Origin of the sequence: Saccharopolyspora elongata (genome assembly GCF_004348985.1) — a bacterium.
In the GTDB taxonomy this organism is placed as follows: Bacteria; Actinomycetota; Actinomycetes; order Mycobacteriales; family Pseudonocardiaceae; genus Saccharopolyspora; species Saccharopolyspora elongata.
This window is the reverse complement of sequence record NZ_SMKW01000043.1, coordinates 30,249-56,262: the sequence shown is the minus strand read 5'-3', so window position 1 is coordinate 56,262 and position 26,014 is coordinate 30,249. Positions and strand designations below refer to the sequence as shown.

Genomic DNA, 26,014 nt, shown 5'->3' with positions numbered 1-26,014 from the left:
GCCGGCGGTAGTGCGGAAGCTGACGACCCCGTTTCGTGATCATCGTGGGCGCGACAATCCGCCCGGATCGGTGATTGCGGCGCCTGTACTAGCGTGGTGGCCGTGGTGTTGAGCAACCGGATCCTGCGGGGCGTGGCCGCCGGCGAGATCACCCTGGCGTTCCAGCGCTGGCCCAGCCCGCTGGCGCGGGCCGGCTCGCGGTTGCACACCGCGGTCGGGGTGATCGGTGTCGACGAGGTCGCCGAGGTCGATCCGGCCGGGATCACCGATGCCGACGCCCGCCGCGCCGGCTTCGCCTCCGCCGCCGGGCTTCGGTCCTCTTTGGACAAGCATGGCCGCGGCGCGGTCTACCGCCTCGCTCTCAGCTACGCGGGCTCTGCGCCCGAGCTGCCGCCGGAACCGGTGGAGCTGCGTCCCCGCGAGCGCGCCGAGATCGACCGGCGACTGGCGCGGCTGGATGTTTCCGCCCCGCGCGGGCCGTGGACCAGGGCCGTCCTGGAGGTGCTGCGGCGGCGTCCCGGGCTTCGGGCCGCCGAACTCGCCGCCGACCAGGGGCGGCCGGTGTCCCGCTGCAAATCCGATGTGTGGCAGTTGCGCGAGCTCGGCCTCGTCGAGCCCCAGGAGTCGGGCTTCCGGCTGTCCTCGCGCGGGCAGTCCTACCTCGACGGTCCCACCTGAACGAGGAGCACGTCCTGATCCACCAGACCCACCCCGCCGACATCCACACCGACACCGAAACCGCGCTGTGCGCGGCGATCCGGGCCTACAGCAGCGGTGATACCACCACCGCGCACAGCGCGGCCGTACAGGCCCGTGCCCTGGACCCGGACAGCGAACTGGCGCGGCTGCTTGCCGTGATCATCGCGGGCTGCGATGCGGCAGGCGTCTACGACTCCCCCGCGGCATTCCGCGCGTTCATCCGCGGTGGCGGCAACATCGGCCTCTACGAGGCCACCTCCGGCGCGCTGCGCGAGCTCTACCAGCGGCACCGGCCTCAGCGGCTGCTCGACATCGGTACCGGCGACGGGATGGCGCTGCTGCCCGCGCTCACCGAGCACAGCCCCGCCGTCGGGGTCGTCGAGCCCAGTGCCGCGCTGCTGGCCGAGACCACCGCCGAGCTGACCCGACGCGGCATCCCGCACCTCGCGTGGCCGTGCACCGCCCAGGACTTCACCGCCACCCACACCCGGCGCTGGGACCTGGTGCAGTCCACCTTCGCGCTGCAATCCCTCCCCGAGGCCGACAAGGCCCGGGTGCTGCGCTGGATCGCCGCGCACACCGACCGGTTCGTGCTGGTGGAGTTCGACGTCCCGGAGGTCGAATCGGTGTGGGAACCCGCGTGGTTCCGCGACTGCCTGGCCCGGCTGGAGCGCGGCCTGCGCGAGTACGACGACGACCGCGATCTCGTCGGCGCCGGGTTCATCCTGCCGGTGATCCTCGGCAAGTTCGGCACCTCCACGCCCACGAACTACGAGCTGGCCATCGACGCTTGGGAGGCGCTGCTGCGCGAGGCCGGGTTCGCCGGGATCACCACCCGGCGGCTGGCCGACTACTGGTGGCGGCCGGCGTTCCTGGGCGAGGCGGTCACCGGGGCCGGATGATGCCGCGCTGCAACGCCGTGGTGATCGCCGCGGTGCGGTTGTCCACGCCGAGCTTGTCGTAGATGTGCACCAGGTGCGTCTTCACGGTCGCCTCGCTGATGAACAGCGCCTTCGACAGCGCCCGGTTGGACAGGCCCTGGGCCAGCAGCTGCAGGATCTCCACCTCGCGCGGGCTCAGCGCGGGCTGCGGGCGGCGCAGGTGCCCGAGCAGTCGTGCCGCCACGCCGGGTGCCAGCGCCGTCTGGCCCGACGCCGCCAGCCACACCGCCTGGCACAGCTCCTCCGGCGGGGCGTCTTTGAGCATGTAGCCGGTGGCGCCGGCTTCCACCGCGGTGAGGATGTCGGCGTCGGAGTCGTAGGTGGTCAGCACCAGCACCGGCGGGCCGCCGTCGGCGGTGATGCGGCGGGTGGCCGTGACGCCGTCCATGCCGGTGGGCATCTGCAGGTCCATCAGCACGATGTCCACCTCGGTGCCGGCCAGCACGTCCAGCGCGGCCTGCCCGTCGGCGGCCTCGGCCACCACCGTCATGTCCGGCCGGTCGTCGAACATCGCCCGCAGTCCGCGCCGGACCACCGGATGATCGTCGACGAGCAGGATGCGCAACGCTTCGGCCATCACCGGATCTCCTCGTCGGTCAGGGGCAGCCGGATGGCCACCGCGGTGCCGTCGCCGGGCGCGGACTCCACCGCGAGCCGCCCGCCCAGCGCGCCGATGCGTTCCCGCAGCGCGATCAGCCCGTATCCGCTGCCATCCGGTGCGGGCCGGACCGCGGCCGGGTCGAAGCCGGCACCGTCGTCGTAGATGTCGAGGGTGACCTCCGTGTCGAGGAACCCGAGCGTGACCACCGCGGTGCGAGCGCGGGCGTGGCGGATGACGTTGCCGAGGCTGGCCTGCGCCGCGCGCAGCAGCGCCACCTCGTAGCCGGATGGCAGCTGAACGGGTGTGCCATCGGTCTGGAAGCGGCAGTGGATGCCCGATTCCCTCGCGGTGTCCTCGCACAGCCGCTGCAGCGCCTGCGGTAGTCCGGCGCCGGTCAGCGACGGTGGCCGCAGGTCGCGCACGAAGCGGCGGGCCTCGTCGAGGTTGTCCGCCGCCGTGCGCTGTGCCTCGGTGATGCGGGCGCGGGCCTTGTCCGCTTGCGGTGGCAGCGACGAGTCCGCCGCGCGCAGCAGCAGCACGATGCTCGACAGGCCCTGGGCGAGGGTGTCGTGGATTTCCCTGGCCAGCCGTTCGCGCTCGGCGGCCACCCCGGCCTGGTGCTGCGAGGACGCCAGCTCCGCGCGCGTGCGGGTCAGGTCGTCGATGAGGGCTTGCCTGCGCTGGCTCTCGGCGTAGATCGCCGAGTAGCCCCAGGTGATCACCACGGCCACGCCGGCCCCGACGACCGGGCCCAGCACCATGCCCACGCTCCAGGTCCCGGCGTGCCAGCCCTGGGCCGAGACGACCAGGGCGGTGACCACCACGACCGCGACCAGCGCGTGCCGCCCGCGCAGCAGGTGCAGGTGCAGGAAGAACAGCGGGAAAGCCAGCCACGAGAAGTCCGGGCTGATCACCAGCAGGCTCGCCCACACCGCGGTGACCGCCGCCAGCCATGTCATCGCCAGCCACCGCCGGTGCAGGGCGTGGCGCACTGCCGCGCCTGCGGCGTACACGGCGGTGAGCAGTACCGCGCCGGCCACCGCCAGCCAGCCGGTCGGGCCGGTGGGGTGGGTGAGGAACACCCGCGCGGTGGCGATGCCCAGCAGCAGCAGGAATCCCGCGTGGAACACCAGCCGCATCAACCGCAGGATCGCCACCGGGCCGGGACCGGCGGGCAACGACGTTTCGGACACTGTGGACACCTTAAGGCCTGCGGGTGGACGGGCGGACGCTGCTCGCCCGGGTCCTTTCTAGACATCGTCGCCGGGGCGCGGCATCGATCGTTCGGTTGAGATCGGGGTGCACCGCGCGGCAGGCGCGGAATCAATCCGCGCGGCGATGGCAGCGGGGCCGATCGCGGCGAGGCTGGATGCCGGAATCGACCACGACCGGAAAGCAGAGCACCGTGTTCCTCGCCATCCGCGACATCCGCTTCGCCAAGGGGCGGTTCGCGCTCATGGGCTCGGTGGTCGGGCTGATCACGCTGTTGATCGTGCTGCTGTCGGGACTGACCGCGGGACTGGCCCACCAGTCCACCTCGGCCATCTCGCAGCTGCCCGCCACCCACATCGCCTTCGGCACGACCAGCGCCGAAGCCCCCGAGCAGTCCTTCGCCGACTCCTCGGTCACCCAGGCCCAGCTCGACGCCTACCGCGCCGCGCCCGGCGTGCAGCGCGCCGCACCGCTGGGCATCACCCAGACCCGCCTGGAGACCGCCACCGGCGGCGCGGCGGCCACCATCTTCGGCGTGCGCTCCGCCGACGGACTCGCGCCCGAGGCGGTCACGCCCGGCACGCTGGTGATCAGCCGCGAGCTCGCCGAGGACAACGACCTGGCCGTCGGGCAGACCGTGCTGGCGGGCACGCAGCGGCTGACCATCAGCGGCATCGTCGGCAACGCCTACTACAGCCACACGCCGGTGGCGTGGACGGCGCTGGAGACCTGGTCGGCGCTGCGGCCCCCGCGCGTCGACGCGCCGTTGGCCACCGTCATCGCCGCCGAGGTGACCACCGACCCGGCGCAGGCCGACGCCGCAGCGGGCACCACCACGGCCACCGCCGGCGCCAGCCTGTCGGCCATCGGCTCCTACTCCTCGGAGAACGGGTCGCTGCTGATGATGCAGGGCTTCCTGTACGCGATCTCCGCGCTGGTCATCGGCGCGTTCATGACCGTGTGGACCATCCAGCGCAGCGGCGACATCGCGATCCTCAAGGCCCTCGGCGGCGCCACCGGATATCTGCTGCGGGATGCGCTGGCGCAGTCGGCGATCGTGCTGGTGCTCGGCGCCGGTGTTGGTGGCGCGGTCGGGGTCGGTCTGGGGGCGCTGGCGGTGCAGGTCGTGCCGTTCCAGCTCACCGCCGCCACGACGGTGCTGCCCATCGCCGCCATGATCGTCCTGGGCATGGTCGGTGCCGTCCTCGCCGTCCGGCGCATCACCTCCGTCGACCCGCTGACCGCTTTGGGAGCAGCCCGATGAGCCTCACCCTGACCGATGTCCGCCTGACCTACCCCGACGGCGACCGCGTCCTCACCGCCCTCGACGAGGTGTCGCTGCGGGTCGGGCCCGGCCGGATGCTGGCCGTCGTCGGCCCCTCCGGGTCCGGCAAGTCGAGCCTGCTGGCCGTGGCCGCGACCCTGCTGCGCCCCGATTCCGGCCGAGTGGTCGTCGACGGCGTCGACGCCGGTGGGCTTTCCGCCGCCCGGCGGGCCCGGCTACGGCTGGAGAAGATCGGCATCGTCTTCCAGCAGCCCAACCTGCTCGGTTCGCTGACCGCCGCCGAACAGCTGCTCGCCGTCGAGCACATGCGGGGCGGTTCGGTGCGGCGGCAGCGCCGTGCGGCCGCCGAAGCGCTGGCCGCGGTCGGGCTGGATGGCAAGCAGCACCGGCGGCCGCACCAGCTATCCGGTGGTGAGCGCCAGCGGGTCAACATCGCCCGCGCCCTCACCGGCAGGCCCGCGGTGCTGCTGGTGGACGAGCCGACCGCCGCGCTCGACCAGGAGCGCGGCGGACAGATCGTCGAGCTGCTCGCCGAGGTCACCCGCCAGCACCAGGTCGCCACCGTGATGGTCACCCACGACACCGAGTACCTCGACCAGGTCGACGAGGTGGCCGTGATGCGCGACGGGCTGCTGACCCGTTCAGTAGCGGGTGCCCATCGCTGAGCGCACCTCGGCGAGGGTCGCCTCGGCGATGGCGTTGGCGCGCTCGTTGCCTTCGCGCAGGATCCGGCGCAGATAGCCGCGGTCCTGCGCGAAGGCGGTGCGGCGTTCCCGCATCGGCGCCAGGTGCTCGTTGACGGCCTCGGTGACGGTGCGCTTCAGCGCCGCCGCGCCACCCGGACCGATGTCCGCGGCGACGTCGTGCGGATCGCGCCCCAGGCACAGGGCCGCGAGCAGCACCAGGCTGGAGACCTCCGGGCGCGACTGCGGGTCGTAGGTGATGTGGCGCTGCGCGTCGGTCTTCGCGCCGCGGATCAGCCGCGCGGTCTCGTCGGCGGTGGCCGACAGCGTGATCGCGTTGCCGCGGCTCTTGCTCATCTTGGTGCCGTCGGTGCCCAGCAGCAGCGGCGCCGGCGACAGCAGTGCGTCCGGCTCGGGCAGCAGCCGCCCGTAGCGGTCGTTGAAGCGGCGCGCGATCGTGCGGGTCAGCTCCAGGTGCGGCAGCTGGTCCTGGCCCACCGGCACCAGGTTGGCCTTGCAGAACAGGATGTCGGCGGCCTGGTGCGCGGGGTAGGTGAACATCAGGCCGCTGACGGCCGCCTGCCGCGAGTGGTTGATCTCGTCCTTGACCGTGGGGTTGCGGCTGAGCTCCGAGACCGACACCAGGCTCAGGAACGGCAGGAGCAGCTGGTTGAGCGCAGCGACCGCGCTGTGGGTGAAGATCGTGGCGGTCTGCGGGTCGATCCCGGCGGCCAGGTAGTCCAGCACCAGGTCGTCGACGTGCTCGCCGAGGTGTTCGGCGAGGTCGCGGTCGGTGAGCACCTGGTAGTCGGCGATGATCACCATCATCTCCACGCCCTGGCGCTGCAACCGGACGCGGTTGTGCAGGGTGCCGAAGTAGTGGCCCAGGTGCAGCAGCCCGGTCGGGCGGTCGCCGGTGAGCACCCGGAAGTCGTTGGGGCGCAAGGCGATCTGCTCCTCCAGCTCGGCGCTGCGGCGCGCGGCGGTGGAGGTCTCGATCACGGTGGTCATGGTGTTCTCCTCGGTCTGGTGGCGGGGTCCGGCCGGGGGCCCGGGACGCGTGGAGAACACGAAAAAGGGCCGTCCATCCGAACGGCCCGAGACGTGCGTGCTGAGATGGCCGCTCCTAACCGGAGCGCCACCACGCGAAGCACGAACTGCGAATCACGCCGCCATCCTAACCCGCTCCGGTCGCGCACTGCCTGCGGTATGACCGAAACCATCCCTGTGGCGGCGGCCGGATGTGGTCACGGGATTTCCATGGTCATCGTCGTGGTTGTGATGGCGAACCCGAGCCGCTCGTACACGTGCTGCGCCGGATTGCCGACCGTGACGGCCAAACCCACCTCATGCCAGCCCTGCGCGTTCAACCACGCCATGGCTCGCCGCAGCAGCAGGCCGCCCAGGCCGGCGAATTCCGCTGCCGGGCGGCGGAACACATCGCCCACCCATGGGACGCCGTCGTGATCGTTGATCACCAGGCCCGCCGCGACCCGGTCGCCGGCGTCGACCACCAGCGCGCTGCACCCCAGCACGGGCCCCAGCACCCGGCCGGCCAGCAGCGGCTGCAGCAGTTCCACCAGCACCTGCTGGTCGTCGCCGGAGCCCCGGTCGGGATGTTCCGGAGGGAACGCCTCCCGCCACGCCGGTAGCAACTCCGACGCTGGGCGGTCGCAGGCCACCACCCGCAGCGGCTCTGCCGGAGTCAGCTCCGCCCACTCCGGCGGCGGCGGATCGGCTCGCAGATCGCGTCGCATCGCATGCGCATGCCGCTTCAGTCGCGCCCCGGCGCGCAGCAGCGCCTCGCCGTGAGGCGGAGTGACCGACAGCTTCCACCCCGGCAGCTCCGCGCGGAACAGTTCCAGCGCACCGGGCCCGTCGATGGACAGCACCCGCGCGGTGCGCGGCATCGCGCTCGGGGCGTAGGACACCGTCGTGGTGCCGTCCGACAGCACCGCGGTGTCGTCGGTGTGGTTCTCCTGCAGCATTCGACAAGCACTACACCCGAATCTCGCGCCGGGGCAACCGAATTAGCGTCACCACAACGCGCGCCGAAAGCGTTGGGGGCCCGTTCCGCGGGAACAGGCCCCCAACGCCGTTGGCTATCCGCGATGCGCCGGTGTCACTGGCCCTCGTCGACGGCCACGGCGTGCGCAGAGCCGTCCTGCCCGTACCCGTTCTGGCCGTTGGCATCCTGCCCATGACCGTCCTGCCCGCTGGCGGTGGCGCAGGTCCCGCTCTCGCACGCCGGCGCGGGCAGCGTGACGGCGTCCCACGGCTGGTCCTGGGCATGGGCCAGCCCGGCGGTGGTGCCTGCGAAGGCCGCGGCGAGGACGGCGGCGCTGAGGAATCGGCGCATGATCACATATCTCCAAAATGCTCGGGCCCCCCGTGCAGGGGCCTGTACCCCCAGGCCAACATCGACGGGCACCGCGCGCAGACCGGATCACCACGACAGGCGAGCGGATCTACCCCGTCCGGCGGACGGCGGCGCGGAAATTCCCTTGACACCCGCGGCGGGCAAGCCGCTAAGATCAACACCACTATGAAGAACTGACTTCGAGCTAGGCCCGCGTCCGAGGCTTCCGCGAACCCCTCTCACCGGTTCACGTCGTGCCCGGCGGGCAATTGCCATCGAGTCCTCCGGTGTGTGACTCCCCAGTGCCCAATTCTTCTGCCGCTTCGTCCTTCGTCCTGCGCGCGCGTGATCTCGTCAAGTCCTATGCGGACCGAACCGTCCTCGCCGGGGTGTCGCTGACCGCCTCGCCCGGCCAGCGCATCGGCTTGGTCGGCGAGAACGGCGCCGGCAAGTCCACCCTGCTGCGCATCCTCGTCGGCGCGGAAGATCCCGACAGCGGCGAACTCACCCGCCCCGACGACCTCGGATTCCTGCACCAGGAACCACCTTTCACCCCCGACACGACGCTGGCGGCCGCACTGGACGAGGCGCTGGCCGACCACCGCGCCGCGCAAGCCCGCCTGACCGAACTCGCCGACGCCCTCGGCGAGGCACCCGAGGACCCCGGGATCCTCGCCGCCTACGGCGAAGTCCTCGACTGGGCCCAGCAGCACGACACCTGGAACGCCGACCACCGCGCCGAAGTCGTCCTCGACGGGCTCGGCCTGGGCGGCATCACCGGCGACCGGCGCATCGGCACGCTCTCCGGCGGCCAGCGCAGCAGGCTGGGCCTGGCCGTCCTGCTGCTGCGCAGGCCACGCGCGCTGCTGCTGGACGAACCCACCAATCACCTCGACGAATCCGCCCTGACGTTCCTGCAGCAGCACCTCACCGCGCTGCCCGGCGCCGTCGTGCTGGCCAGCCACGACCGCGTGTTCCTCGACGCGGTCTGCACCGACATCCTCGACCTCGACCCCGCCGTGGACGGTCCCACCCGCTACGGCGGCACCTTCACCGACTACCTCGCCGCCAAACGCGCCGAACGCGCCCGCTGGGAACAGCGCTACACCGCCGAGCAGAACGAACTCGCCGCCCTGCGTCACGCCGTGGACGTCACCGCCCGCCAGGTCAGCCACCACGGCATGCGGCGCGACAACGCCAAGATGGCCTACGACTACTCCGGCGGCCGGGTCCAGAAGCAGATCTCCCGCCGGGTGCGCAACGCCCAGCAGCGCCTCGACGACCTCACCGCCGCCCAAGTCCGCGAACCGCCGAGCCCGCTGCGCTTCGCCACGCCGCTCACCGGCCGCGAAACCACCACCGATGTGGTGCTGCAGATCCGGGAAGCAGGCGTGCGCGGGCGGGTGTGGATCGACGAACTCGACGTCACCGGCACCGACCGGCTGCTGATCACCGGCGGCAACGGCGCGGGCAAGTCCACCCTGCTGCAGCTGGCCGCCGGCCGGCTGGCACCCGACACCGGCAGCGTGCAGCGCCGCCACGACGTCAGCATCGGCCTGCTCGAACAGGACGTCACCTTCGCCGAACCCCGCAAGAGCCCCCGGCAGATCTACGCCACGCCCCACCGGGACGACCGGCCCGACCTGCGCGACCTGGGCCTGCTCGCCCCGGCCGACCTCGACCGCCCCGTCGGCGTTCTCTCGGTCGGCCAGCGCCGCCGCCTGGCCCTGGCCCTGCTGCTCGCCGATCCACCACAGGTGTTGTTGCTGGACGAACCCACCAACCACCTGTCGCTGACCCTCGTCGGCGAACTCGAAGACGCCCTGCACACCGCGCCCGGCGCCATCGTCGTCGCCAGCCACGACCGATGGCTGCGGCGACGCTGGAACGGGCCCACCCTGAACCTGCACGACGGCCGAAGCGCCGGAGGGGAGTCGCCACCATGCCCAACACGCCCGACCCCACCCGGGTGCATCCCAGCACCCGGCCCGAGCTGACCAACGTGGCTTTCCTGTCCACAGTGGTCAGCTCCCCGCTGATCGAGATCGGCGAGTACACCTACTACGACGACCCCGCAGGCGCGGCCGAATTCGAAACCCGCAACGTGCTCTACAACTACGGACCCGCGCGGCTTCGCATCGGCCGGTTCTGCGCGCTGGCCACCGGAGCGCGGTTCATCATGCCCGCCGCCAACCACCCCATGATCGGCTGCTCCACCTACCCGTTCACCATGTTCGGCGGCGACTGGGCCCAGGCCACCCTCGACCTCGCCACCAGCCTGCCCGCCAAGGGCGACACCATCGTCGGCAACGACGTCTGGATCGGCCGCGACGCCACCATCATGCCCGGCGTGCGCATCGGCGACGGCGCGATCATCGCCACCGGCGCGGTGGTCACCGGCGACATCCCCGCCTACGGCATCGCCGGCGGCAACCCGGCTCAGGTGATCCGCCGCCGCTTCTACGACGACGACGTCGAGCTGCTCCAGCGCATCGCCTGGTGGAACTGGCCCGTCCAGACCATCACCACCCACGTGCGGACCATCATGGGCGGCGACCCCAAAGAGCTCGCAGCCCTGGCCCGCCGGGAAGGGCTGCTCGATGACTGAACGCCACATCACCACCCCCGACGGCCTGCTGCTGTGGAGCGAATCCCGTGGCGACCCGGCGGACCCGCCGGTTCTGCTGATCATGGGCGCCAACACCAACGCGCTGGGCTGGCCCGACGAGTTCGTCGACGCCCTCGTAGCGCACCGCCTGCACGTCGTGCGCTACGACCACCGCGACACCGGCCGCTCCACGCACCTGGACATCACCGATTACGCCTTGACCGACCTCGCCCGCGATGCCGTGGCGGTCCTCGACGGCCACGGCATCGCCACCGCCCACGTCGTCGGCCTGTCCATGGGCGGCACCCTCGGCCAGCTGCTCGCGCTGGACCACCGCGACCGGCTACGCACCCTCACCCTGATGCTGACCGCCGCCCTCGACGTCGACTTCGCCGACTCGATGCGCCGCGCCGTCGAAGGCGAACCCACCGACCTGCCCACACCCACCCCGCGGGTGGTCACCGTGATGGCCCACCGCGCCGACCCCGCACCCGACCGCGCCACCGCGCTGCAACGCCGGATCGACGAGTGGCGACTGCTCGCAGGCGACGAAATCCCCTTCGACGCCGCGGAATTCCGCCGCTGGGAGAACGCCGCGATCGACCACGCCGGCAGCTACCGGCAACCGGCCGCGCACGCCTTCGCCACCCCGGTACACACCGAACGCGGCGCCGAACTGCGCCACGTCACCACGCCGACCCTGGTCATCCAGGGCCCGCAGGACCCCGTCAACCCGCCCCCGCACGGCCGGCACCTCGCCGACCTCATCCCCGGCGCCCGCTGCGCGACCATCCCCGGGCTCGGCCACGCCCTGCCCGGCGTGCTGCACCGCCAGATCACCACCACCATCACCGACCACATCGGACACTTCGAGAGGACCACCGCGTGATCGACCCCCGCCTGCGCGACCGCGTTGCCGTGATCACCGGCGCCAACAGCCCGCTGGGCATCGGCGCCGGCATCGCCCGCGCCCTGGCCCGCCAGGGCGTCAAAGTCGTGCTCGCCTCCCTGCCCGAAACACCCCCGACCCGCGACAGCACCGGCGCCGACCGCACCTACGGCACGGCGAAGGCCACCGACACCGATCACGTGCGCGATGCCCTGCGCGCCGACGGCGCCGACGCCGAATCGCTGGCCGTCGACCTCGCCGACCCCGCCGTCGTCCCGGCGATCTTCGACCACGCCGAAACCCACTTCGGGCCGGTGGAGATCCTCATCAACAACGCCGCGCACTGCGTGCCCGACACCTTCCGGACCGACCCCGCGCGCGGCGCCAGCACCGTCGCCGCGGCGAGCCTGGACGCCCACCACGCCGTCAACACACGCGCACCCGCGCTGCTGATGGCCGAATTCCACCGCCGCCACCGGCGCCGCAAAGCCGACTGGGGCCGCATCATCAACATCTCCACCGACGCCGCTCCCGGCGCGGCCGACCAGATCTCCTACTGGGCGACCAAGAACGCGCTGGAATCGCTGAGCCGCTCCGCGGCCATCGAACTCGGCGCCGCCGGCATCACCGTCAACATCATCTCGCCGGGCCCGGTGCAGACCGGCTGGATCAGCGACGACATGAACACCCGCTTCGCCGAGTTCAGCCCGCTGGGCCGCGTCGGCCGCCCCGACGACATCGCCGACCTCGCGGTCTTCCTCGCCTCCCACCAAGCCCGCTGGGTCACCGGCCAGACCATCTACGCCGGCGGCGGCAAGCGCATGATCTAGCGCCGTCCACTGTGTCCGGCCGATCGGCACGGCAGGGAAAACCGGGAACGGAACACCGGAATGCCGGGGCGAAATCGTTGTTACGGTCCCGGCATGCCACGCCTCGTCGATCTCGCCGGCTACCGCCGGTTCTGGGCGGCGTCGACCACCTCGATCTTCGGCACCCACATCACCGGCCTCGCCGTGCAGATCCTCGCCGTGGTCACCCTGCACGCCACCGCGACCGAACTCGGCCTGCTCAACGCCGCGCGCTGGATTCCCTACCTGCTGTTCGGGCTGCTCGCCGGTGTCGTCGTCGACCGCTACCGCTGCAAACCGATGCTGGTCGGGGCCGACCTGGGCCGCGCGGTGCTGCTGTGCGCGATCCCCGCGCTGCACGTCATGGGCCTGCTCGACCTGCCGACGCTGGCGCTGCTGGTGGCGGTCTTGGGCGTGGCGTCGCTGTTCTTCGACGCGGCCGACCAGGCTTTTCTGCCGCGACTGGTGCCCACAGGGCTGCTCACCTCGGCGAACGCCAGGCTGGAGCAGTCGGACGCGGTCGCGCAGACCGCCGGCCCGGTGCTGGCCACCGCGCTGATCAAGGTGCTGGGCGCGCCGCTGGCGGTGCTGGTCGACGCGGCCACCTACCTGATCTCCGGCCTGCTGCTCGCCTCGATCCAGGTCCAGGAACCCATCGCACCCCGCGCGGCCCGGCGCAGCCTGCTCGCCGAGCTGCGCGAAGGCATGTCCTGGGTGTACCGGCACCGCATGCTCGCCCCGATGGCGCTCAGCGGACACCTCTGGTTCCTGTCCCACAGCCTGCTGACCATCGTCTACGTGCTCTACGTACTGCGCGCTCCCGCGACCGGTGGTCTCGGGCTCAGCGAGATCGGACTCGGCGTCGCCTATGGCTGCGCCGGGGTGGGGGCGGTCCTCGGCGGCACGTTCGCCAACCGGTGCGCGCAACGCTTCGGTGCCGGGCGCACCATGGTCACCACCCGCATCCTCATGCCGCTGCCGTGGCTCCTGGTGCCGCTGACCTCGCCCGGCCGGGCGGCTCTCGTGGTGCTCGCCGCCGGGCAGGCGTTGTTCTGGGTGCTGATGGGCGTCGAAGGTCCCAACGAACTGGCCTATCGCCAGTCCGTCACGCCGCATCGGCTGCAGGGCCGGATGAACACCACCATCCGGTCGGTCAACCGCGGCGCGATCGTCCTCGGCGCCCCGCTCGGCGGGCTGATCGCCGACGCCGCGACCGCACGGCGTTGTGGGTCGGCGTCGCCGGGCTCGCCGTCTCGGCCGCGGCGCTCGCCGCCTCACCGTTCCGCCACGCCGTCCACCCGGAGCCGGTCTCCGGCACAGCCTGACCCCCCGTGAGTGTTCTGGCGCACCAGAACACTCACGGGGGGCGCATCTCACCGCACTGCCGAAACGCGGTCACTCACCGGCCGACGCGTGCCTGCGGCGAGGCTGCAGGCGATCGCCACCAGCCACAGCAACACGCCGACCACGGCCAGGAGGTGCAGCCCAGCAACGAAATCAGCAGGTGCTTCCGGCGAGCCCGCGACCGCGCCGAACACCGCGACACCCAGCGCGGTCCCGGTCTGCCGCATGGTGTTGTTCACCCCGCTGGCCAGCCCCGAACGCCGCGGCCCAAGCGCGCCGACCGCGGCCGCCACCACCGGCGTGGTCAGCAACCCGGCGCCGATCCCGCACGCCACCAGCACCGGAACCACCTCCGCATAGCCACCGCCCGGAGACGCCAGGGCCCAGCAACCCGATCCCGCCGCGGCGATCACCGCGCCGCACACCATCGGCACCCGGGGCCCGAAGCGCGCCACCATCCGCCCGGCCACCGGCGCCAGCAGCACCAGCGGAATCGACATCGGCAACAACAGCACACCGGTGCGCGCCGGCGAGTTCCCGCCGAGGTTCTGCAGGTACAGCGACAGCACGAACAGCGTGCCGTTCATGCCGAGATTCATCAGCAGCGCCACCGAGTTCGCCGTCAGGAACGGCCGGTTGCCCAGCCACGAACGCGGCATCCGCCGCCCGGCCGCCCCCAGCGCGATCACCGCCAGCACCAGCGCCGCCACCACCGATGCGTCCAGCCCTGCCTGGCCGGCCTCGATCACCGCGAACACCAGCGCCGTCAACCCCACGACCGCGCCCGCCAGCACCCCGACGCGCACCCGCTGCCCGCGATCGCCGGGCACATCCGGTACCAGCGCGCGAACTCCCACGACCGCGGCGATCACCACCGGCACGTTCAGCGCGAACACCGACTGCCAGCCGCCCCACTCGACGAGGCCGCCGCCCACCAGCGGACCGGCCGGCAACGCCAGCGATGACACCGCCGCCCACACCCCCAATGCCCGTGCCCGCGCCGCCGCATCCGGATACACCCCGGCGATCACAGCCATGCTGCCCGGCAGCAACAACGCCGCCCCCACGCCTTGCACCGCGCGGGAAGCGACCAGCGCCCCGAGCCCCGGAGCCAGCGCGCACCCCAGCGACGCCGCGCCGAAGACCGCCAGCCCGGCCAGCACCACCCGGCGGTGCCCGAAGCGGTCGCCCAGCGCGCCGCCGACCAACAACATCCCGGCGATGGCCAGCGCATACCCGTCGACCACCCACTGCGTCCCCGCCATCCCCGCACCCAGCGCACCGCGGATGGCGGGCAGGGCCACGTTGACCACCGTGACGTCCAGCAACACCAAGAACATGCCCGCGCACATCACCGCGAGCACCAGCACAGGAGAACCTCGTCTCTTCAACACGCACCGAGCCTGCACCCGCGACACTTCACGCCAGCCTGAAACGTCGCGGGCGCAGAATGGGCGCATGGCAGTCCAGGGAGACAGCGACATCGCACCGGTGGCCGCATTGTTCGCCGAACCCGGCCGCGCCAAGGTGCTGCAGGCGCTGGCCGACGGGCGATCGCTACCCGCCTCGGTGCTGGCCGCGGAGGCCGGGGTGTCGGCCAGCGCCGCCAGCGCGCATCTCGCCAAGCTCTGCGCCGGCGGCCTGATCGAGGCCGAACGCTCCGGGCGGCACCGCTACTTCCGGCTCGTCGATGACCGGGTCGCCGCCGTGCTGGAAGCCCTCGCCGCCATCGCACCGGCCGAGCCGGTGCGCTCGCTGCGCCAGGGCACCCGCGCCGCCGCGGTGCGCGAAGCCCGCAGCTGCTACGACCACCTCGCCGGGAGGCTCGGCGTCACGGTCACCGCGGCACTGCTGGACCGTGGCGCGCTCGCCGCCGACGACGGCATCGCCGACACCCGCCGCCGCCCGCACGAGGGCCTGTCCGTGCAGCTCAGCGACCATCCTTACCGGCTCGGTCCGCACGCCGAAGGGGTCTTCGCCGCCCTGGGCGTGGACTTGCACGCCGTGCAGGCCGGGCCGTCGCGAAGGCCGCTGCTGCGGTTCTGCGTGGACTGGAGCGAGCAGCGGCACCACCTCGCAGGTCGGCTCGGCGCGGCGCTGCTGACCGCGTTGCTCGAGTCAGGCTGGCTGGCCCGCAAACCCCAGCAGCGGGCGCTGAAACTCACCGCGCACGGCGCCGACGGGCTGCAGGCCGCGCTCGGCATCACGCCGGGCGAGCCCGGTCTGTCAGCAGCCGCACCGCCAGCCCGGCCAGCACCGCGCCCATGAAGTAGCGCTGCACCCGCAGCCACCCCGGGCGCCGGGCCAGCATGCCCGCCACCGACCCGGCCGTCACCACGATCAGCGCGTTCACCGACAGCGCCACCAGGATCTGCACCACGCTCAACGTCAGGCTCTGCAGGGCCACACCACCCCGCGTGGGGTCGATGAACTGCGGCAGCAGCGACACGTAGAGGACCGCGATCTTCGGGTTGAGCAGGTTGGTCACCAGCCCCATCGCGAACAGCTTTCCCGGCCCGTAGGCGGGGGTGGGTGCCGGCGCGAACACCGACACCCCGCCCGGGCGTACCGCCTGCCACGCCAGCCACAGCAGGTATGCCGCGCCGGCGATCTGCAACGCCGTGTACAGCGCGGGAACCAGCGCGAACACCGTGGCGATGCCCGCGGTGGCCGCCGCCGCGTACACCAGGAACCCCACCGCCACGCCCAGCAGCGACACCAGCCCCGCCCGGCGTCCCTGCGTCAGCGACCGCGACACCAGGTAGAACATGTTCGGCCCCGGCGTGAGCACCAGTCCCAGCGCCACCACCGCGATGCCCGCCACCGCCGGAAATTCGACCACCACGCCACCTTCTCGCCGCAACGAACCGTCCTCATCGGACACTAGGCGGCCGCGGCGGCGGCACCAACGGCCAATTCGGCGGCACTGGCCTCACCGGGCCGTGGTCAGTACTCGTCGTGGTACTTCACCTGCGGGCTGCCCGCCGGGGCACCCAGGCCGGTGGCGCGGCCCTCGGGTTCCTCCCAGTCTTCCTGACGCCCCAGGGCGGTCAGGTCCAGGAAACTCGTGGTGCTGCCCAGCACGTCCATGCCCCGCCCGTAGGTCGAGTAGGTGTGGAACACGCGGTCGCCGACGCGCAGGAAGCAGCTCAGCCCGGGCAGCTCGAACGGCTGCTCCCCGGAGACGTAGTAGCCGGTGCCGGCCCGCCGGTGCTCCTCGGCGGTGCGGTAGTTGTACTCCACTGGGCGCACCGACTCGTCCAGCGTCACGTGGAAGTCGTAGTTGAAGTCGCTGCCGTAGGAGGAGTACCAGGGCACCGTCCAGCCCATCCTGGCCCGGAACGCCTCGATCTTGGACAGCGGCGCGCGCGACACCAGCGCCAGCGACGTGCCGCGGGCGTGCAGGTGCGCCAGGTGCCCGATCTGGTCGATGAACGACGAGCAGCTCCGGCAGGCGCCGTCCCACCCCGGATCGAACATCGCGTGGTAGATCACCAGCTGTGGCCGCCCGTCGAACAGCTCCGGCAGGCCGACCGGCCCGGCCGGGCCCTCGAACCGGTAGTCCGCGTCGATCTCGACCATCGGCAGCCGCCGCCGGTCGGCGTTGAGCGCGTCGCGGGCGCGGGTGAACTCCTTCTCCCGCACCAGGAAATCGCGGCGGGCCGCCAGCCACTCCTCGCGCGAAACGATGTCGGGAACGCTCATCACACACTCCGTCAAGCTCGTGGTTTCGCCTGCACCACGGGTAGACCGGCGCGCGCCGCGAAACTCATCGCGCCAGCGCCCGGCGCGCGTGCTGCAAGAAGTCGCGTTCGGCCGCGTTGCCGGTCCCCGCGATCGCCGCGTCGTAGGCCCGCGCCGCCTCCTCGACGCGCCCCAGGCGGCGCAGCAGGTCCGCGCGGACGGTGTGGAACACGTGGTATCCGCCGAGGTCGAGCTCGTCCACCAGGGCCAGCCCCGCTTCCGGGCCCTCGACCTCCGCGACGGCGACCGCGCGGTGCAGCGCCACCACCTGGCTCGGTGACACCACCAGCAACTGGTCGTACAGCGCCCGGATCTGCCGCCAATCGGTGTCGGCGGCGGTCGGCGCGTCGCTGTGCACGGCGTTGATCGCCGCCTGGATCTGGTAGGGGCCGGGCCGGTTGCGGCGCAGGCAGCGGCGCACGAGGGCCTGGCCTTCGGCGATGAGGTCGCGATCCCAGCGGCCGCGGTCCTGATCGGCCAGCAGCACCAGCGCGCCATCGGCGGTCGTGCGCGCCGCCCGCCGTGATTCGACCAGCAGCATCAGCGCCAGCAGCCCCAAGACCTCCGGCTCGTCGGGCATTAGCTCGGCTAGCAGCCGCCCCAGCCGGATGGCCTCCGCGCACAGGTCCTCGCGGACCAGCCGGTGCCCCGAACTGGCGGTGTGGCCCTCGTTGAACACGAGGTAGACCACGGCCAGCACCGCGCGCAGCCGGTCCGGCAGTTCGGCTTCGCCCGGCACCCGGTACGGGATCCCGGCGTCGCGGATCTTGCCCTTGGCGCGCACCAGCCGCTGGGCCATGGCCGGCTCGGCCACCAGGAACGCCCGCGCGATCTCCGCGGTGCTCAGCCCGCCGAGCAGCCGCAGCGTCAGCGCCACCTGCGCGCCGGTGGACAGCGCCGGGTGGCAGCACGTGAAGATCAGCCGCAACCGGTCGTCGTGCACGGGCCCCTCCTGTTCCGGCTCGTCGTGGGCGTGCAGCAGCGCGGCCTGCGCGTGCCGGTCCTCGCGGGAGGCCTCCCGGCGAAGCCTGTCGACCGCCCGGTTGCGCGCCGTGGTGATGATCCAGCCCGCCGGACTCGGCGGCAGGCCCGCCGACGGCCACTTGGCCACGGCCGTGGCGAAGGCGTCCTGGACCGCTTCCTCGGCGATGTCGATGTCGCCGAAGACGCGGACCAGGACCGCCACCGCGCGGCCGTACTCCGCGCGGAAGACCCGCTCGACCTCCGCTACGCCGACGACCGGCACGTCTCGCCCTCGTCGTCCTGCAACGGCCGCACCTCGATGGGCAGGGTGATCGCCTTCGCCAGCTTGCGGCCCCACTCCAGCGCGGCGTCCAGGTCCGCCGCCCGGATGATGGTGAACCCGCCCAGGTGTTCCTTGCCCTCGGTGTACGGGCCGTCGGTGGTGAGCACGTCGGTGTCCTTCGCCCGCAGCACGGTCGCGGTGGCCGGCGGGTGCAGGCCGGCGGCGAACACCCACGCCCCGGCGGCCTGCATCTCGGCGTTCACCGCCTGCACGTCGCGCATGATCGGCTCCAGGATCTCCGGCGGCGGCGTGGGCCCGTCGGGCTGGTAGATGCTCAGCAGGTACTGCTTCATCGCGTTCTCCTTGCGCTCGTGAAGCCGGCTCCGCCCCGGCTCCTCACCCACTACACGAACGGCTCCGCGCCGGATCGACACCACGGTGCGAAGAATTTCCGCGGGCCGCCACCCAGCAGGAACCGATGATCACGCGGCCGCCGGACTGTGGCCTGCCTCTCCCCGCCGGTCGCGGCTGAATCGGTCCGGCGCGCGGTCCACTGTGATCCGTGGCGGGCACGCAACGGCACCGGCGCACTGGGGATAGCATCCGGCTAGGCAATCACCCGGCGAGCAGGAGAACGAAACCTCATGACCCAAGCTCCCGTCACCGTGACCGTTACCGGTGCGGCCGGTCAGATCGGCTACGCGTTGCTGTTCCGGATCGCATCCGGTCAGCTCATCGGGCCCGACACCCCGATCAAGCTCCGCTTGCTGGAGATCCCGCAGGCGGTCAAGGCGGCCGAGGGCACCGCGATGGAGCTCGACGACTGCGCCTTCCCGCTGCTGCAGAGCATCGACATCACCGACGATGCCCGCACCGCGTTCGACGGCACCAACGTCGCGCTGCTGGTAGGCGCCCGCCCGCGTACCAAGGGCATGGAGCGCGGCGACCTGCTGGAGGCCAACGGCGGCATCTTCAAGCCGCAGGGCGAGGCGATCAACGCCGGTGCCGCCGACGACGTGCGCGTGCTGGTGGTCGGCAACCCGGCCAACACCAACGCCCTCATCGCCCAGGCCCACGCGCCGGACGTGCCCGCCGAGCGGTTCACCGCGATGACCCGCCTGGACCACAACCGGGCGCTGTCCCAGCTGGCGCAGAAGCTGAACGTGTCGATCACCGACATCAAGAAGCTCACCATCTGGGGCAACCACTCCGCCACCCAGTACCCCGACCTCTTCCACGCCGAGGTCGGCGGCAAGATCGCCGCCGAGCAGGTCGAGCAGGCCTGGCTGGCCGACGAGTTCATCCCGACCGTCGCCAAGCGCGGCGCGGCCATCATCGAGGCCCGCGGCGCGTCCTCGGCCGCCTCGGCCGCCAACGCCGCCATCGACCACGTGCACACCTGGGTCAACGGCACGCCCGAGGGTGACTGGACCTCGGCGGCCGTGGTCTCCGACGGCTCCTACGGCGTGCCGGAGGGCCTGATCTCGTCGTTCCCGGTCACCGCCCGCGACGGCAAGTTCGAGATCGTGCAGGGCCTGGAGATCGACCAGTTCTCCCGCGAGCGCATCGACGCCTCGGTCAACGAGCTCGTCGAGGAGCGCGACGCGGTCCGCAAGCTCGGCCTGATCTGAGCCGCTCGCGCATAGCCGAAGTGGGCCGTCCCGGTTGCGGGGCGGCCCACTTCGCGTTGCGGATCCGGTGATATTCGGTTGCCGGGATCGGCCCCGGGGCAGGACCATCGGCGCATGGCCCATCCCCCGGAACTGATCACCCTCGGTTCGGCGGTGCTGCGCCGCTGGCGCGGTGGCGATCTCGCCGAGATGCACCGAGTGGTCACCGAGGCCCTGCCGCACCTCCGACCGTGGATGCCGTGGGCAGCCGGGGACTACTCGCTGGACACCGCCGTCGAGTTCCTCGACCGCTGCGACCGCAACTGGCACACCGGCAGCGCCTACACCTACGCCATCATCGTCGACGGCGCGATCGCCGGCTGCGTCGGCATGGAATGCCGCATCGGCTCCGGCGGCCTGGAGATCGGGTACTGGCTGCACCCCGACTACACCGGGCTCGGCCTGGCCACCACCAGCACCGCCGCGCTGGTCGACGAGGCGTTCGCGCTGCCGGGCATCGACCGGGTGGAGATCTGGCACGACGCGGCGAACACCGCCAGCGGGCGAATCCCGCAACGCCTCGGCTTCACCTGCGTCGACCGCCGCAGCCCCAGCCGCGACCCCCGAACGGGCAGCGAAGAGGGCATCGACGTCATCTGGCGACTGACCCACCCGGCCCCGCGGTGACGCCCGAGGTCGCCACCGCCGCCGGCCGGATCCGCGGCCGCCGCGGCGCGATCCGCTCGTTCCTCGGAATCCCTTACGCCGCAGCACCGTTCGGGCCGAACCGGTTCCAGCCGCCCAGGCCGGCAGAGGCCTGGCACGGGGTGCGCGACTGCGTGGCGTTCGGCCCCATCGCGCCCCAGGACGCGGAACTGCCCGGTGCGCCGACGTGGTCCGGCGCCGACGACGTGCTCACCCTCAACGTCTGGGCGCCGCCGGCCGCGCACCGGCTCCCGGTGCTGGTGTGGGTCCACGGCGGCGCCTACACCTTCGGCTCCACCGCCCAGCCCGACTACGACGGCACCGCCCTAGCCGCCACCGGGCTCGTCGTGGTCACCGCCAACTACCGGCTGGGTTTCGAAGGGTTCGGGCACCTGCCCGGCCATCCCGACAACCGCGGCCTGCTGGACCAGATCGCCGCGCTGCGCTGGGTGCGGGAGAACATCGCGGCATTCGGCGGCGACCCGGGCAACGTGACGGTCGCCGGGCAGTCCGCCGGCGCCGGATCGGCGACGTGCCTGCTGCTCATGCCGCAGGCACGCGGGCTGTTCCGCCGCGCCATCCTGCACAGCGTCCCCGACTCCTACTTCGCCACCGACGCCGCCGCGGCCATCACCGCCGAGATCACCACGCAATTGGGCACCGATCCGGCGACGGCCTCGCCCCGCGAACTCGTCGCCGCCGCGACCGAAGTCGCCGGCGGCCCGCAGCCCGGCTCCCGGCGACAGTACGACCCGGTCCTGTTCGGCCCCGTCGTCGACGGCCGCACACTGCCCGCAGCACCACTGTCCACAGTGCACGACACGACCGTCGACATGCTGGTGTGCCACACGGCCGAGGAGTACTGGCTGTTCGACGCGCTGGACACCATCAAGCGTGTCGACACCGATGCCCAGCTGCTCGCCTTCGCCCACGCCATGGCCATCCCGGACACCGTCGCCGAGCACTACCGCACCCTCGCGTCATCGCCGCGCGAGGCCTATCTCTCCCTGTTCGGCGACGCGATCTTCGCGGCCCACAGCACGCGGCTGGCCGAGCACCACGCACGCCACGGCGGGCGGGCGCACCTGGCCCGTTTCGCCCGCAGCCGCGCCGGAGTCCACGCCTGGCACGGCGCCGACGTGCCGCTGAACTTCGGCAACCTCGCCGCGGCGGACTTCCTCCTCGGCGGCCCGCCCGACGACCACGACCAGGCCCTGTCCCGGCGCATGATGCGCGCCTGGCGCGACTTCGCCCGCACCGGCGACCCCGGCTGGCCGCCGGTCACGCCCAGCGAAACCCCAGTGCACACCTGGGCGATACCCGGCGACCGGCTCGACCGGGCCGGCGGCGAACCCTGGCGCGCCATGCGGTGACCGGCGTCAGCCCGGCCGGTTGCCCATCGCCGAGGGCTGCAACAGCGAGATCGGGTTGCCGTCGAGATCGGTGAAGGTCGTCATCCGGCCCCACGGCACGTCCTGCGGATTCCCGGCCTCCACCCCCGCAGCGCGCAGCTCCGCGATATCGGCGTCCAGGTCGTCGGTGTGGAACTGCAGGTGCACGGGCCCGCCGAATTCGCGCCCGTCGACGCTGAAGTCGACCAGCACCACACCGGTCTGCGCGCCGGGCGGGGCGACCATGACGAACTGGCCGTGCGGGCCGGCGATGTCCACGACCAGCTCGAAGCCGAGGACGTCGACGTAGAACTCGCGGGCCTTGACGTGGTCGGCCACCGGCACCGACACGAACTGCAGACGTGAGATTCGCATGTCGACACGGTAGGTGCCGCCTACAGTTCGAGCACCAGATGCGGACGGGACCACGTGATCGCACCCTCCGCAGGAACCGTTCCCACACGCTGAGCCCCGACCGACAGGTAGAAACCCTCCGACGGCGGGTGCGACACCACGTGCACCCGCCGCAAACCCCGGGCGCGGGCGTGCGCGCGGGCGTCGTCGATGAGCATCCGGCCCACGCCTCGGCCCTGCGCGGCGTCGTCGACGAACATGAAGTCGAGCTCGCCCTCGCCGGCGCCGCCACGCCCCGGGACGATCACCGTGTAGAAGCCCAGCGGCCGGCCCGCCTCGTCGCGGGCGACCCGCACCAGGTGCGCCGCCAGGTACTCGGCGTCGATGCCCAGATCGGCCACCATCACCCGGTAGTGCCCGTCGTAGGCGCTGCTGGTCCGCACGATCCGCGTCAGCCGTTCGGTATCGGCGACCGTCGCGTCCTCGATCTTGATTGCCATGGCAACCAGTCAATACCAACCCCACGACACCCGGCGCGCCCCGCGGCACCGGAAGCGCGGTTCACCACACCGACTCGATGGCTTCTTCCAGCGCCATCATCCGGTGCGGGCCGGCGAGGTGCCGGGTCACGAACGCGCAGGAATACCCGTGCTTGCGCGACACCCACGCCGTGGAGCCGCCCAGCCCGCCCATGGCCAGGTCTCCGTCGTAGTGCTGCAGACCCAGCGTCCACGTCACGTCGAAGCCGCGGAACCGGTCCCACCCGCTGACCTGCGGTCGGATGAACTCCCCGTGCAGTTCCCCGCTCAGCAGCCGCGCCACCGGCCCGTCGGCGTCGGCCAGCCCGGCGAAGAACCCGCACAGCGCCCGGGCGGTGGTGTGCATGCCGATCGCCGGGAACTCGGCGCGGCGCCAGCGCTCGGAGTTGTGCAGCGCCACGTCGAACGCGCCGGGCGGTACCGCCAGCGCGCGGTGCGCCAGATCGCCCGGCTCGCCGAACTTCCAGGACTCCGGGTCGGCGACCTCCAGCTCCGCGACCCGGCTCAGGTCCGCTTCAGGAACCCCGAAGTGCGCATCCAGCCCCAGCGGTCCCGCGATGTCCTCCCGGAACACCGTCCCCAGCGAGCGCCCGGTGGCCGACCGCACGACACCGTCGAGCAGATGTCCGTAGGTCAGGCCGTGCTCGGCCACCGCCGTGCCCGGCGGCCATTCCGGCGCGGCCGCGGCCAGCTGCGCGCGCAGCCCGGCGTCGTCGAACAGGTCCCCGGCCGCGGCGGGGAACACCGGTTGCCCGGCCTGGTGGCTGAGCAGCTGGCGCAGCGTGGTCGCCGACTTGCCGGCCGCCGCGTAGTCCGGCCACAGCGCGCCCACCGGGGTGTCCAGCGCGATCCCGGCTTCGGCGAGCACCTTCAGCAGGGTCAGGGCGGCGAACGGCTTGCTGACCGAGTAGACGTGCACGAGCGTGTCCTCGCGCCATGGGCTGGTGCGCGCGACATCGGCCCACCCGCCGGAGAGTCGCACGACCTCCTCGCCGCCGTAGCGCACCACCAGCCCGGCACCGGTCTCACGGCCGTCGGCCAGCAGCTGCGCGAAGGTCTCGGCCACCTTGGCGAACCGGCCGTCCACCACGCCCCGCGGTTCCATCGTCCTCCCAGCCCTTCGATGTCCACTGTGGATCAGGTTCCGGCGGCCCCGGCTCGGCGACCGTCCACTGACAACCAGACTATTCGGACGATCAACTCCTTTTCGCGGCGAGCGAAAGCCCCATCGCGGCGCCCGCCGGTAGGGTGACGTTATGTCCGATACGTTCCGCCTGGTCCGCAGTGGAGAACTGTCCGATGTGGCCGAATACGCCTACGGAGCGGTCGTGCGCCCCGACGCACAGCTCGTCTTCGCCGCTGGAGCCTGCCCGCTCGACGAGGCTGGTGCGACCGTGGCCGCCGGCGACTACGCCGCACAGGCGCACCAGATGATGCGCAACCTCGAAACCGCCCTGGCCGACGCCGGGGCCCGACTGTCCGATGTGGTCAAGACGACCGTCTACGTGGCCGCCACGCGGCAGGCCGACCTGGTCACGACGTGGGAAGTGGTGCGCGACTACTTCGGCGACCACGACCCGCCGAGCACCCTGCTGGGCGTCACGGTGCTCGGCTACGACGACCAGCTGGTCGAGATCGACGCGCTGGCCGCCGTGAACCCCTGACCCGAGCCCGCGACGCGAAATCCAGGTGCGGACCGGGAAACCAATTGACAGGCTGGTGGTCATGAACCGCCAGCACGACGCCGCCGCAACCGGGCCGCAGGCCATGGCCACCACCCCCATCACCGCGGATCTCCTGCGCGGCGCGCTCGACCTGGAACGCACCGAGCACGGGTTGCTGCCGCACCGGCTGCCGGCCTGGGCACGTGCGCAGTACACCGATGGGCAGCTGGCCATGGCCGAGTCCCAGCCCTCCGGCGTGCGGCTGGTCGTCAGTACCCGGGCCACGGTCGTCGAGCTGGACGTCCTCCCCACCAAGACCGTCTACCAGGGCCTCCCGCCTCGCCCCGGCAGCGTCTACGACCTGCTCGTCGACGGCCGTCTGACCGACCAGGCGAGCGCGCCGGGCGGCAACGTCGTGACCGTGGACATCGCCACCGGATCCACCGAGACCCGGCCCGGCCCGGTCGGCACCGTCCGGTTCGCCGGGCTGCCCGACCGCGTCAAGGAGGTCGAGATCTGGCTGCCGCACAACGAGCTCACGCAACTGGTCGCCCTGCGCACCGACGCTCCGGTCGAGCCGGTGCAGACCGGACGGCGCAGGGTGTGGCTGCACCACGGCAGCTCGATCAGCCACGGCTCCAACGCGGCCGGCCCCAGCACGATCTGGCCCGCGCTGGCCGCCGCCCTCGGCGACGTGGAACTGATCAACCTGGGCTTCAGCGGCAGCGCGCTGCTCGACCCGTTCACCGCCCGCACCCTGCGCGACACCCCCGCGGACCTGATCAGCGTCAAGATCGGCATCAACGTCGTCAACGCCGACCTGATGCGCCTGCGCGCCTTCACCCCGGCGGTGCACGGCTTCCTCGACACCATCCGCGAAGGACATCCCACGACGCCGCTGCTGGTCGTCTCGCCGATCCTGTGCCCCATCCACGAGGACACCCCCGGCCCCGGCGCGTTCGACGTCGACGCGCTCCGAGCCGGAAAGGTGCAGTTCCGGGCCACCGGCGATCCCGCGGAGCGCGCGGCCGGGAAGCTGACGCTGGGCGTCATCCGGGAGGAGCTCGCCCGCCTCGTGAAGCAGCGCGCGGCCGACGACCCGAACCTGCACCACCTCGACGGCCTCGAGCTCTACGGCGAGGCGGACTTCGCCGAGCTGCCGCTGCCCGACCGGCTCCACCCGGACGCCGCCACCCACCGCCGCATCGGCGAACGCTTCGCCGAACGGGCCTTCGGCTCCGACGGACCGTTCACCGCCGAACGAGCCCGCTGACTACGCGTCACCTACCTGC

28 protein-coding genes are annotated in these 26,014 nt (G+C 72.2%); 15 read left to right on the top strand and 13 right to left on the bottom strand.

The features are described 5' to 3' along the window. The first annotated feature begins 102 nt into the window (after positions 1-102). Both E1288_RS28135 and E1288_RS28130 read left to right on the top strand, forming a co-directional pair. Positions 103-678: a hypothetical protein gene (locus E1288_RS28135; RefSeq protein ID WP_132490198.1), complete on the top strand. Its 576-nt coding sequence runs from the start codon at positions 103-105 to the stop codon at positions 676-678. Further along, positions 585-1,601, top strand: coding sequence for a methyltransferase domain-containing protein (locus E1288_RS28130; RefSeq protein WP_165968291.1), 1,017 nt, complete (start codon positions 585-587; stop codon positions 1,599-1,601). The genes E1288_RS28135 and E1288_RS28130 overlap by 94 nt, the downstream gene beginning before the upstream one ends. Here E1288_RS28130 and E1288_RS28125 read toward each other — a convergent pair. Both E1288_RS28125 and E1288_RS28120 read right to left on the bottom strand, forming a co-directional pair. Next, positions 1,585-2,217 carry a response regulator gene (locus tag E1288_RS28125; RefSeq protein WP_132490194.1) on the bottom strand — a complete coding sequence of 211 codons (633 nt, stop codon included), beginning with the start codon at positions 2,215-2,217 and terminating at the stop codon, positions 1,585-1,587. The two genes, E1288_RS28130 and E1288_RS28125, sit on opposite strands and share 17 nt — an antisense overlap. After that, entirely contained in the window at positions 2,217-3,434 is a 1,218-nt protein-coding gene (locus E1288_RS28120; protein WP_207954590.1) for a sensor histidine kinase, read from the bottom strand. Before E1288_RS28120 ends, E1288_RS28125 begins: the two co-directional genes overlap by 1 nt. A 176-nt stretch (positions 3,435-3,610) precedes the next feature. On the opposite strand from E1288_RS28120, the gene E1288_RS28115 reads away from it, so the two are divergent. Then, positions 3,611-4,717, top strand: coding sequence for an ABC transporter permease (locus tag E1288_RS28115; RefSeq protein ID WP_328592493.1), 1,107 nt, complete (start codon positions 3,611-3,613; stop codon positions 4,715-4,717). Further along, a complete protein-coding gene (locus E1288_RS28110) occupies positions 4,714-5,403 on the top strand; it encodes an ABC transporter ATP-binding protein (protein ID WP_132490192.1) in 690 nt (229 codons plus the stop codon). The genes E1288_RS28115 and E1288_RS28110 overlap by 4 nt, the downstream gene beginning before the upstream one ends. Here the strand turns inward: E1288_RS28110 and trpS are convergent. The 3 genes from trpS to E1288_RS28095 form a co-directional block, all read right to left on the bottom strand. Next, positions 5,380-6,432, bottom strand: a complete 1,053-nt coding sequence (trpS, locus tag E1288_RS28105) for a tryptophan--tRNA ligase (protein WP_132490190.1) — start codon at positions 6,430-6,432, stop codon at positions 5,380-5,382. The genes E1288_RS28110 and trpS overlap by 24 nt on opposite strands. A 236-nt stretch (positions 6,433-6,668) precedes the next feature. Continuing rightward, positions 6,669-7,409: a GNAT family N-acetyltransferase gene (locus E1288_RS28100; RefSeq protein WP_132490188.1), complete on the bottom strand. Its 741-nt coding sequence runs from the start codon at positions 7,407-7,409 to the stop codon at positions 6,669-6,671. A 134-nt stretch (positions 7,410-7,543) separates the two neighbouring features. Further along, complete coding sequence (locus tag E1288_RS28095) at positions 7,544-7,780, bottom strand: hypothetical protein (RefSeq protein ID WP_132490186.1); 237 nt, start codon at positions 7,778-7,780, stop codon at positions 7,544-7,546. A gap of 302 nt (positions 7,781-8,082) precedes the next feature. Between E1288_RS28095 and E1288_RS28090 the strand changes: the two genes are divergently transcribed. From E1288_RS28090 to E1288_RS28070, 5 genes are all read left to right on the top strand, one after another. Continuing rightward, the gene (locus tag E1288_RS28090; protein WP_132490184.1) at positions 8,083-9,777 is read left to right on the top strand and encodes an ABC-F family ATP-binding cassette domain-containing protein; all 1,695 of its coding nucleotides are present in this window, start codon (positions 8,083-8,085) and stop codon (positions 9,775-9,777) included. Continuing rightward, positions 9,723-10,388, top strand: coding sequence for a CatB-related O-acetyltransferase (locus E1288_RS28085; protein WP_132490183.1), 666 nt, complete (start codon positions 9,723-9,725; stop codon positions 10,386-10,388). The genes E1288_RS28090 and E1288_RS28085 overlap by 55 nt, the downstream gene beginning before the upstream one ends. After that, positions 10,381-11,277, top strand: coding sequence for an alpha/beta fold hydrolase (locus E1288_RS28080; RefSeq protein ID WP_132490181.1), 897 nt, complete (start codon positions 10,381-10,383; stop codon positions 11,275-11,277). Before E1288_RS28085 ends, E1288_RS28080 begins: the two co-directional genes overlap by 8 nt. Next, entirely contained in the window at positions 11,274-12,107 is an 834-nt protein-coding gene (locus E1288_RS28075; protein ID WP_132490179.1) for an SDR family NAD(P)-dependent oxidoreductase, read from the top strand. Before E1288_RS28080 ends, E1288_RS28075 begins: the two co-directional genes overlap by 4 nt. A 93-nt stretch (positions 12,108-12,200) precedes the next feature. Next, entirely contained in the window at positions 12,201-13,460 is a 1,260-nt protein-coding gene (locus tag E1288_RS28070) for an MFS transporter (protein WP_207954589.1), read from the top strand. A 38-nt stretch (positions 13,461-13,498) separates the two neighbouring features. On the opposite strand, the gene E1288_RS28065 is transcribed toward E1288_RS28070, so the two are convergent. Then, positions 13,499-14,863, bottom strand: a complete 1,365-nt coding sequence (locus tag E1288_RS28065) for an MFS transporter (protein ID WP_235883855.1) — start codon at positions 14,861-14,863, stop codon at positions 13,499-13,501. Between the two features lie 64 nt (positions 14,864-14,927). Between E1288_RS28065 and E1288_RS28060 the strand changes: the two genes are divergently transcribed. Next, positions 14,928-15,737, top strand: coding sequence for an ArsR/SmtB family transcription factor (locus tag E1288_RS28060; protein ID WP_132490177.1), 810 nt, complete (start codon positions 14,928-14,930; stop codon positions 15,735-15,737). Here E1288_RS28060 and E1288_RS28055 read toward each other — a convergent pair. The 4 genes from E1288_RS28055 to E1288_RS28040 all read right to left on the bottom strand — a co-directional run bounded on the left by E1288_RS28055 (position 15,673) and on the right by E1288_RS28040 (position 18,812). Continuing rightward, positions 15,673-16,311 (bottom strand): LysE family translocator, encoded by a 639-nt coding sequence (locus E1288_RS28055; protein WP_132490175.1) that lies wholly within the window; start codon positions 16,309-16,311, stop codon positions 15,673-15,675. The two genes, E1288_RS28060 and E1288_RS28055, sit on opposite strands and share 65 nt — an antisense overlap. Positions 16,312-16,415: 104 nt before the next feature. Next, on the bottom strand, positions 16,416-17,174 hold the full coding sequence (locus tag E1288_RS28050) for a DUF899 domain-containing protein (RefSeq protein ID WP_132490173.1): 759 nt from the start codon (positions 17,172-17,174) through the stop codon (positions 16,416-16,418). 64 nt (positions 17,175-17,238) lie between these two features. Further along, entirely contained in the window at positions 17,239-18,459 is a 1,221-nt protein-coding gene (locus tag E1288_RS28045) for an RNA polymerase sigma factor (protein WP_132490171.1), read from the bottom strand. Further along, on the bottom strand, positions 18,441-18,812 hold the full coding sequence (locus E1288_RS28040) for a YciI family protein (protein WP_132490169.1): 372 nt from the start codon (positions 18,810-18,812) through the stop codon (positions 18,441-18,443). The genes E1288_RS28045 and E1288_RS28040 overlap by 19 nt, the downstream gene beginning before the upstream one ends. A gap of 291 nt (positions 18,813-19,103) precedes the next feature. Here E1288_RS28040 and E1288_RS28035 point away from each other — a divergent pair, with 291 nt between their 5' ends. From E1288_RS28035 to E1288_RS28025, 3 genes are all read left to right on the top strand, one after another. Further along, positions 19,104-20,090: a malate dehydrogenase gene (locus tag E1288_RS28035; RefSeq protein ID WP_132490167.1), complete on the top strand. Its 987-nt coding sequence runs from the start codon at positions 19,104-19,106 to the stop codon at positions 20,088-20,090. A 114-nt stretch (positions 20,091-20,204) separates the two neighbouring features. After that, complete coding sequence (locus E1288_RS48175) at positions 20,205-20,756, top strand: GNAT family N-acetyltransferase (protein ID WP_132490165.1); 552 nt, start codon at positions 20,205-20,207, stop codon at positions 20,754-20,756. Continuing rightward, the gene (locus E1288_RS28025; RefSeq protein ID WP_132490164.1) at positions 20,753-22,147 is read left to right on the top strand and encodes a carboxylesterase/lipase family protein; all 1,395 of its coding nucleotides are present in this window, start codon (positions 20,753-20,755) and stop codon (positions 22,145-22,147) included. Before E1288_RS48175 ends, E1288_RS28025 begins: the two co-directional genes overlap by 4 nt. A gap of 6 nt (positions 22,148-22,153) precedes the next feature. On the opposite strand, the gene E1288_RS28020 is transcribed toward E1288_RS28025, so the two are convergent. From E1288_RS28020 to E1288_RS28010, 3 genes are all read right to left on the bottom strand, one after another. Further along, a complete protein-coding gene (locus E1288_RS28020; protein WP_132490162.1) occupies positions 22,154-22,540 on the bottom strand; it encodes a VOC family protein in 387 nt (128 codons plus the stop codon). A 20-nt stretch (positions 22,541-22,560) separates the two neighbouring features. After that, positions 22,561-23,019: a GNAT family N-acetyltransferase gene (locus E1288_RS28015; protein ID WP_132490160.1), complete on the bottom strand. Its 459-nt coding sequence runs from the start codon at positions 23,017-23,019 to the stop codon at positions 22,561-22,563. Between the two features lie 61 nt (positions 23,020-23,080). Further along, a complete protein-coding gene (locus tag E1288_RS28010; protein ID WP_132490158.1) occupies positions 23,081-24,163 on the bottom strand; it encodes a serine hydrolase domain-containing protein in 1,083 nt (360 codons plus the stop codon). A 151-nt stretch (positions 24,164-24,314) separates the two neighbouring features. Between E1288_RS28010 and E1288_RS28005 the strand changes: the two genes are divergently transcribed. Further along, positions 24,315-24,722 (top strand): RidA family protein, encoded by a 408-nt coding sequence (locus E1288_RS28005; RefSeq protein WP_132490156.1) that lies wholly within the window; start codon positions 24,315-24,317, stop codon positions 24,720-24,722. Positions 24,723-24,825: 103 nt separating this feature from the next. After that, a complete protein-coding gene (locus tag E1288_RS28000) occupies positions 24,826-25,995 on the top strand; it encodes a GDSL-type esterase/lipase family protein (RefSeq protein ID WP_132490239.1) in 1,170 nt (389 codons plus the stop codon). Positions 25,996-26,014: the final 19 nt, after the last annotated feature.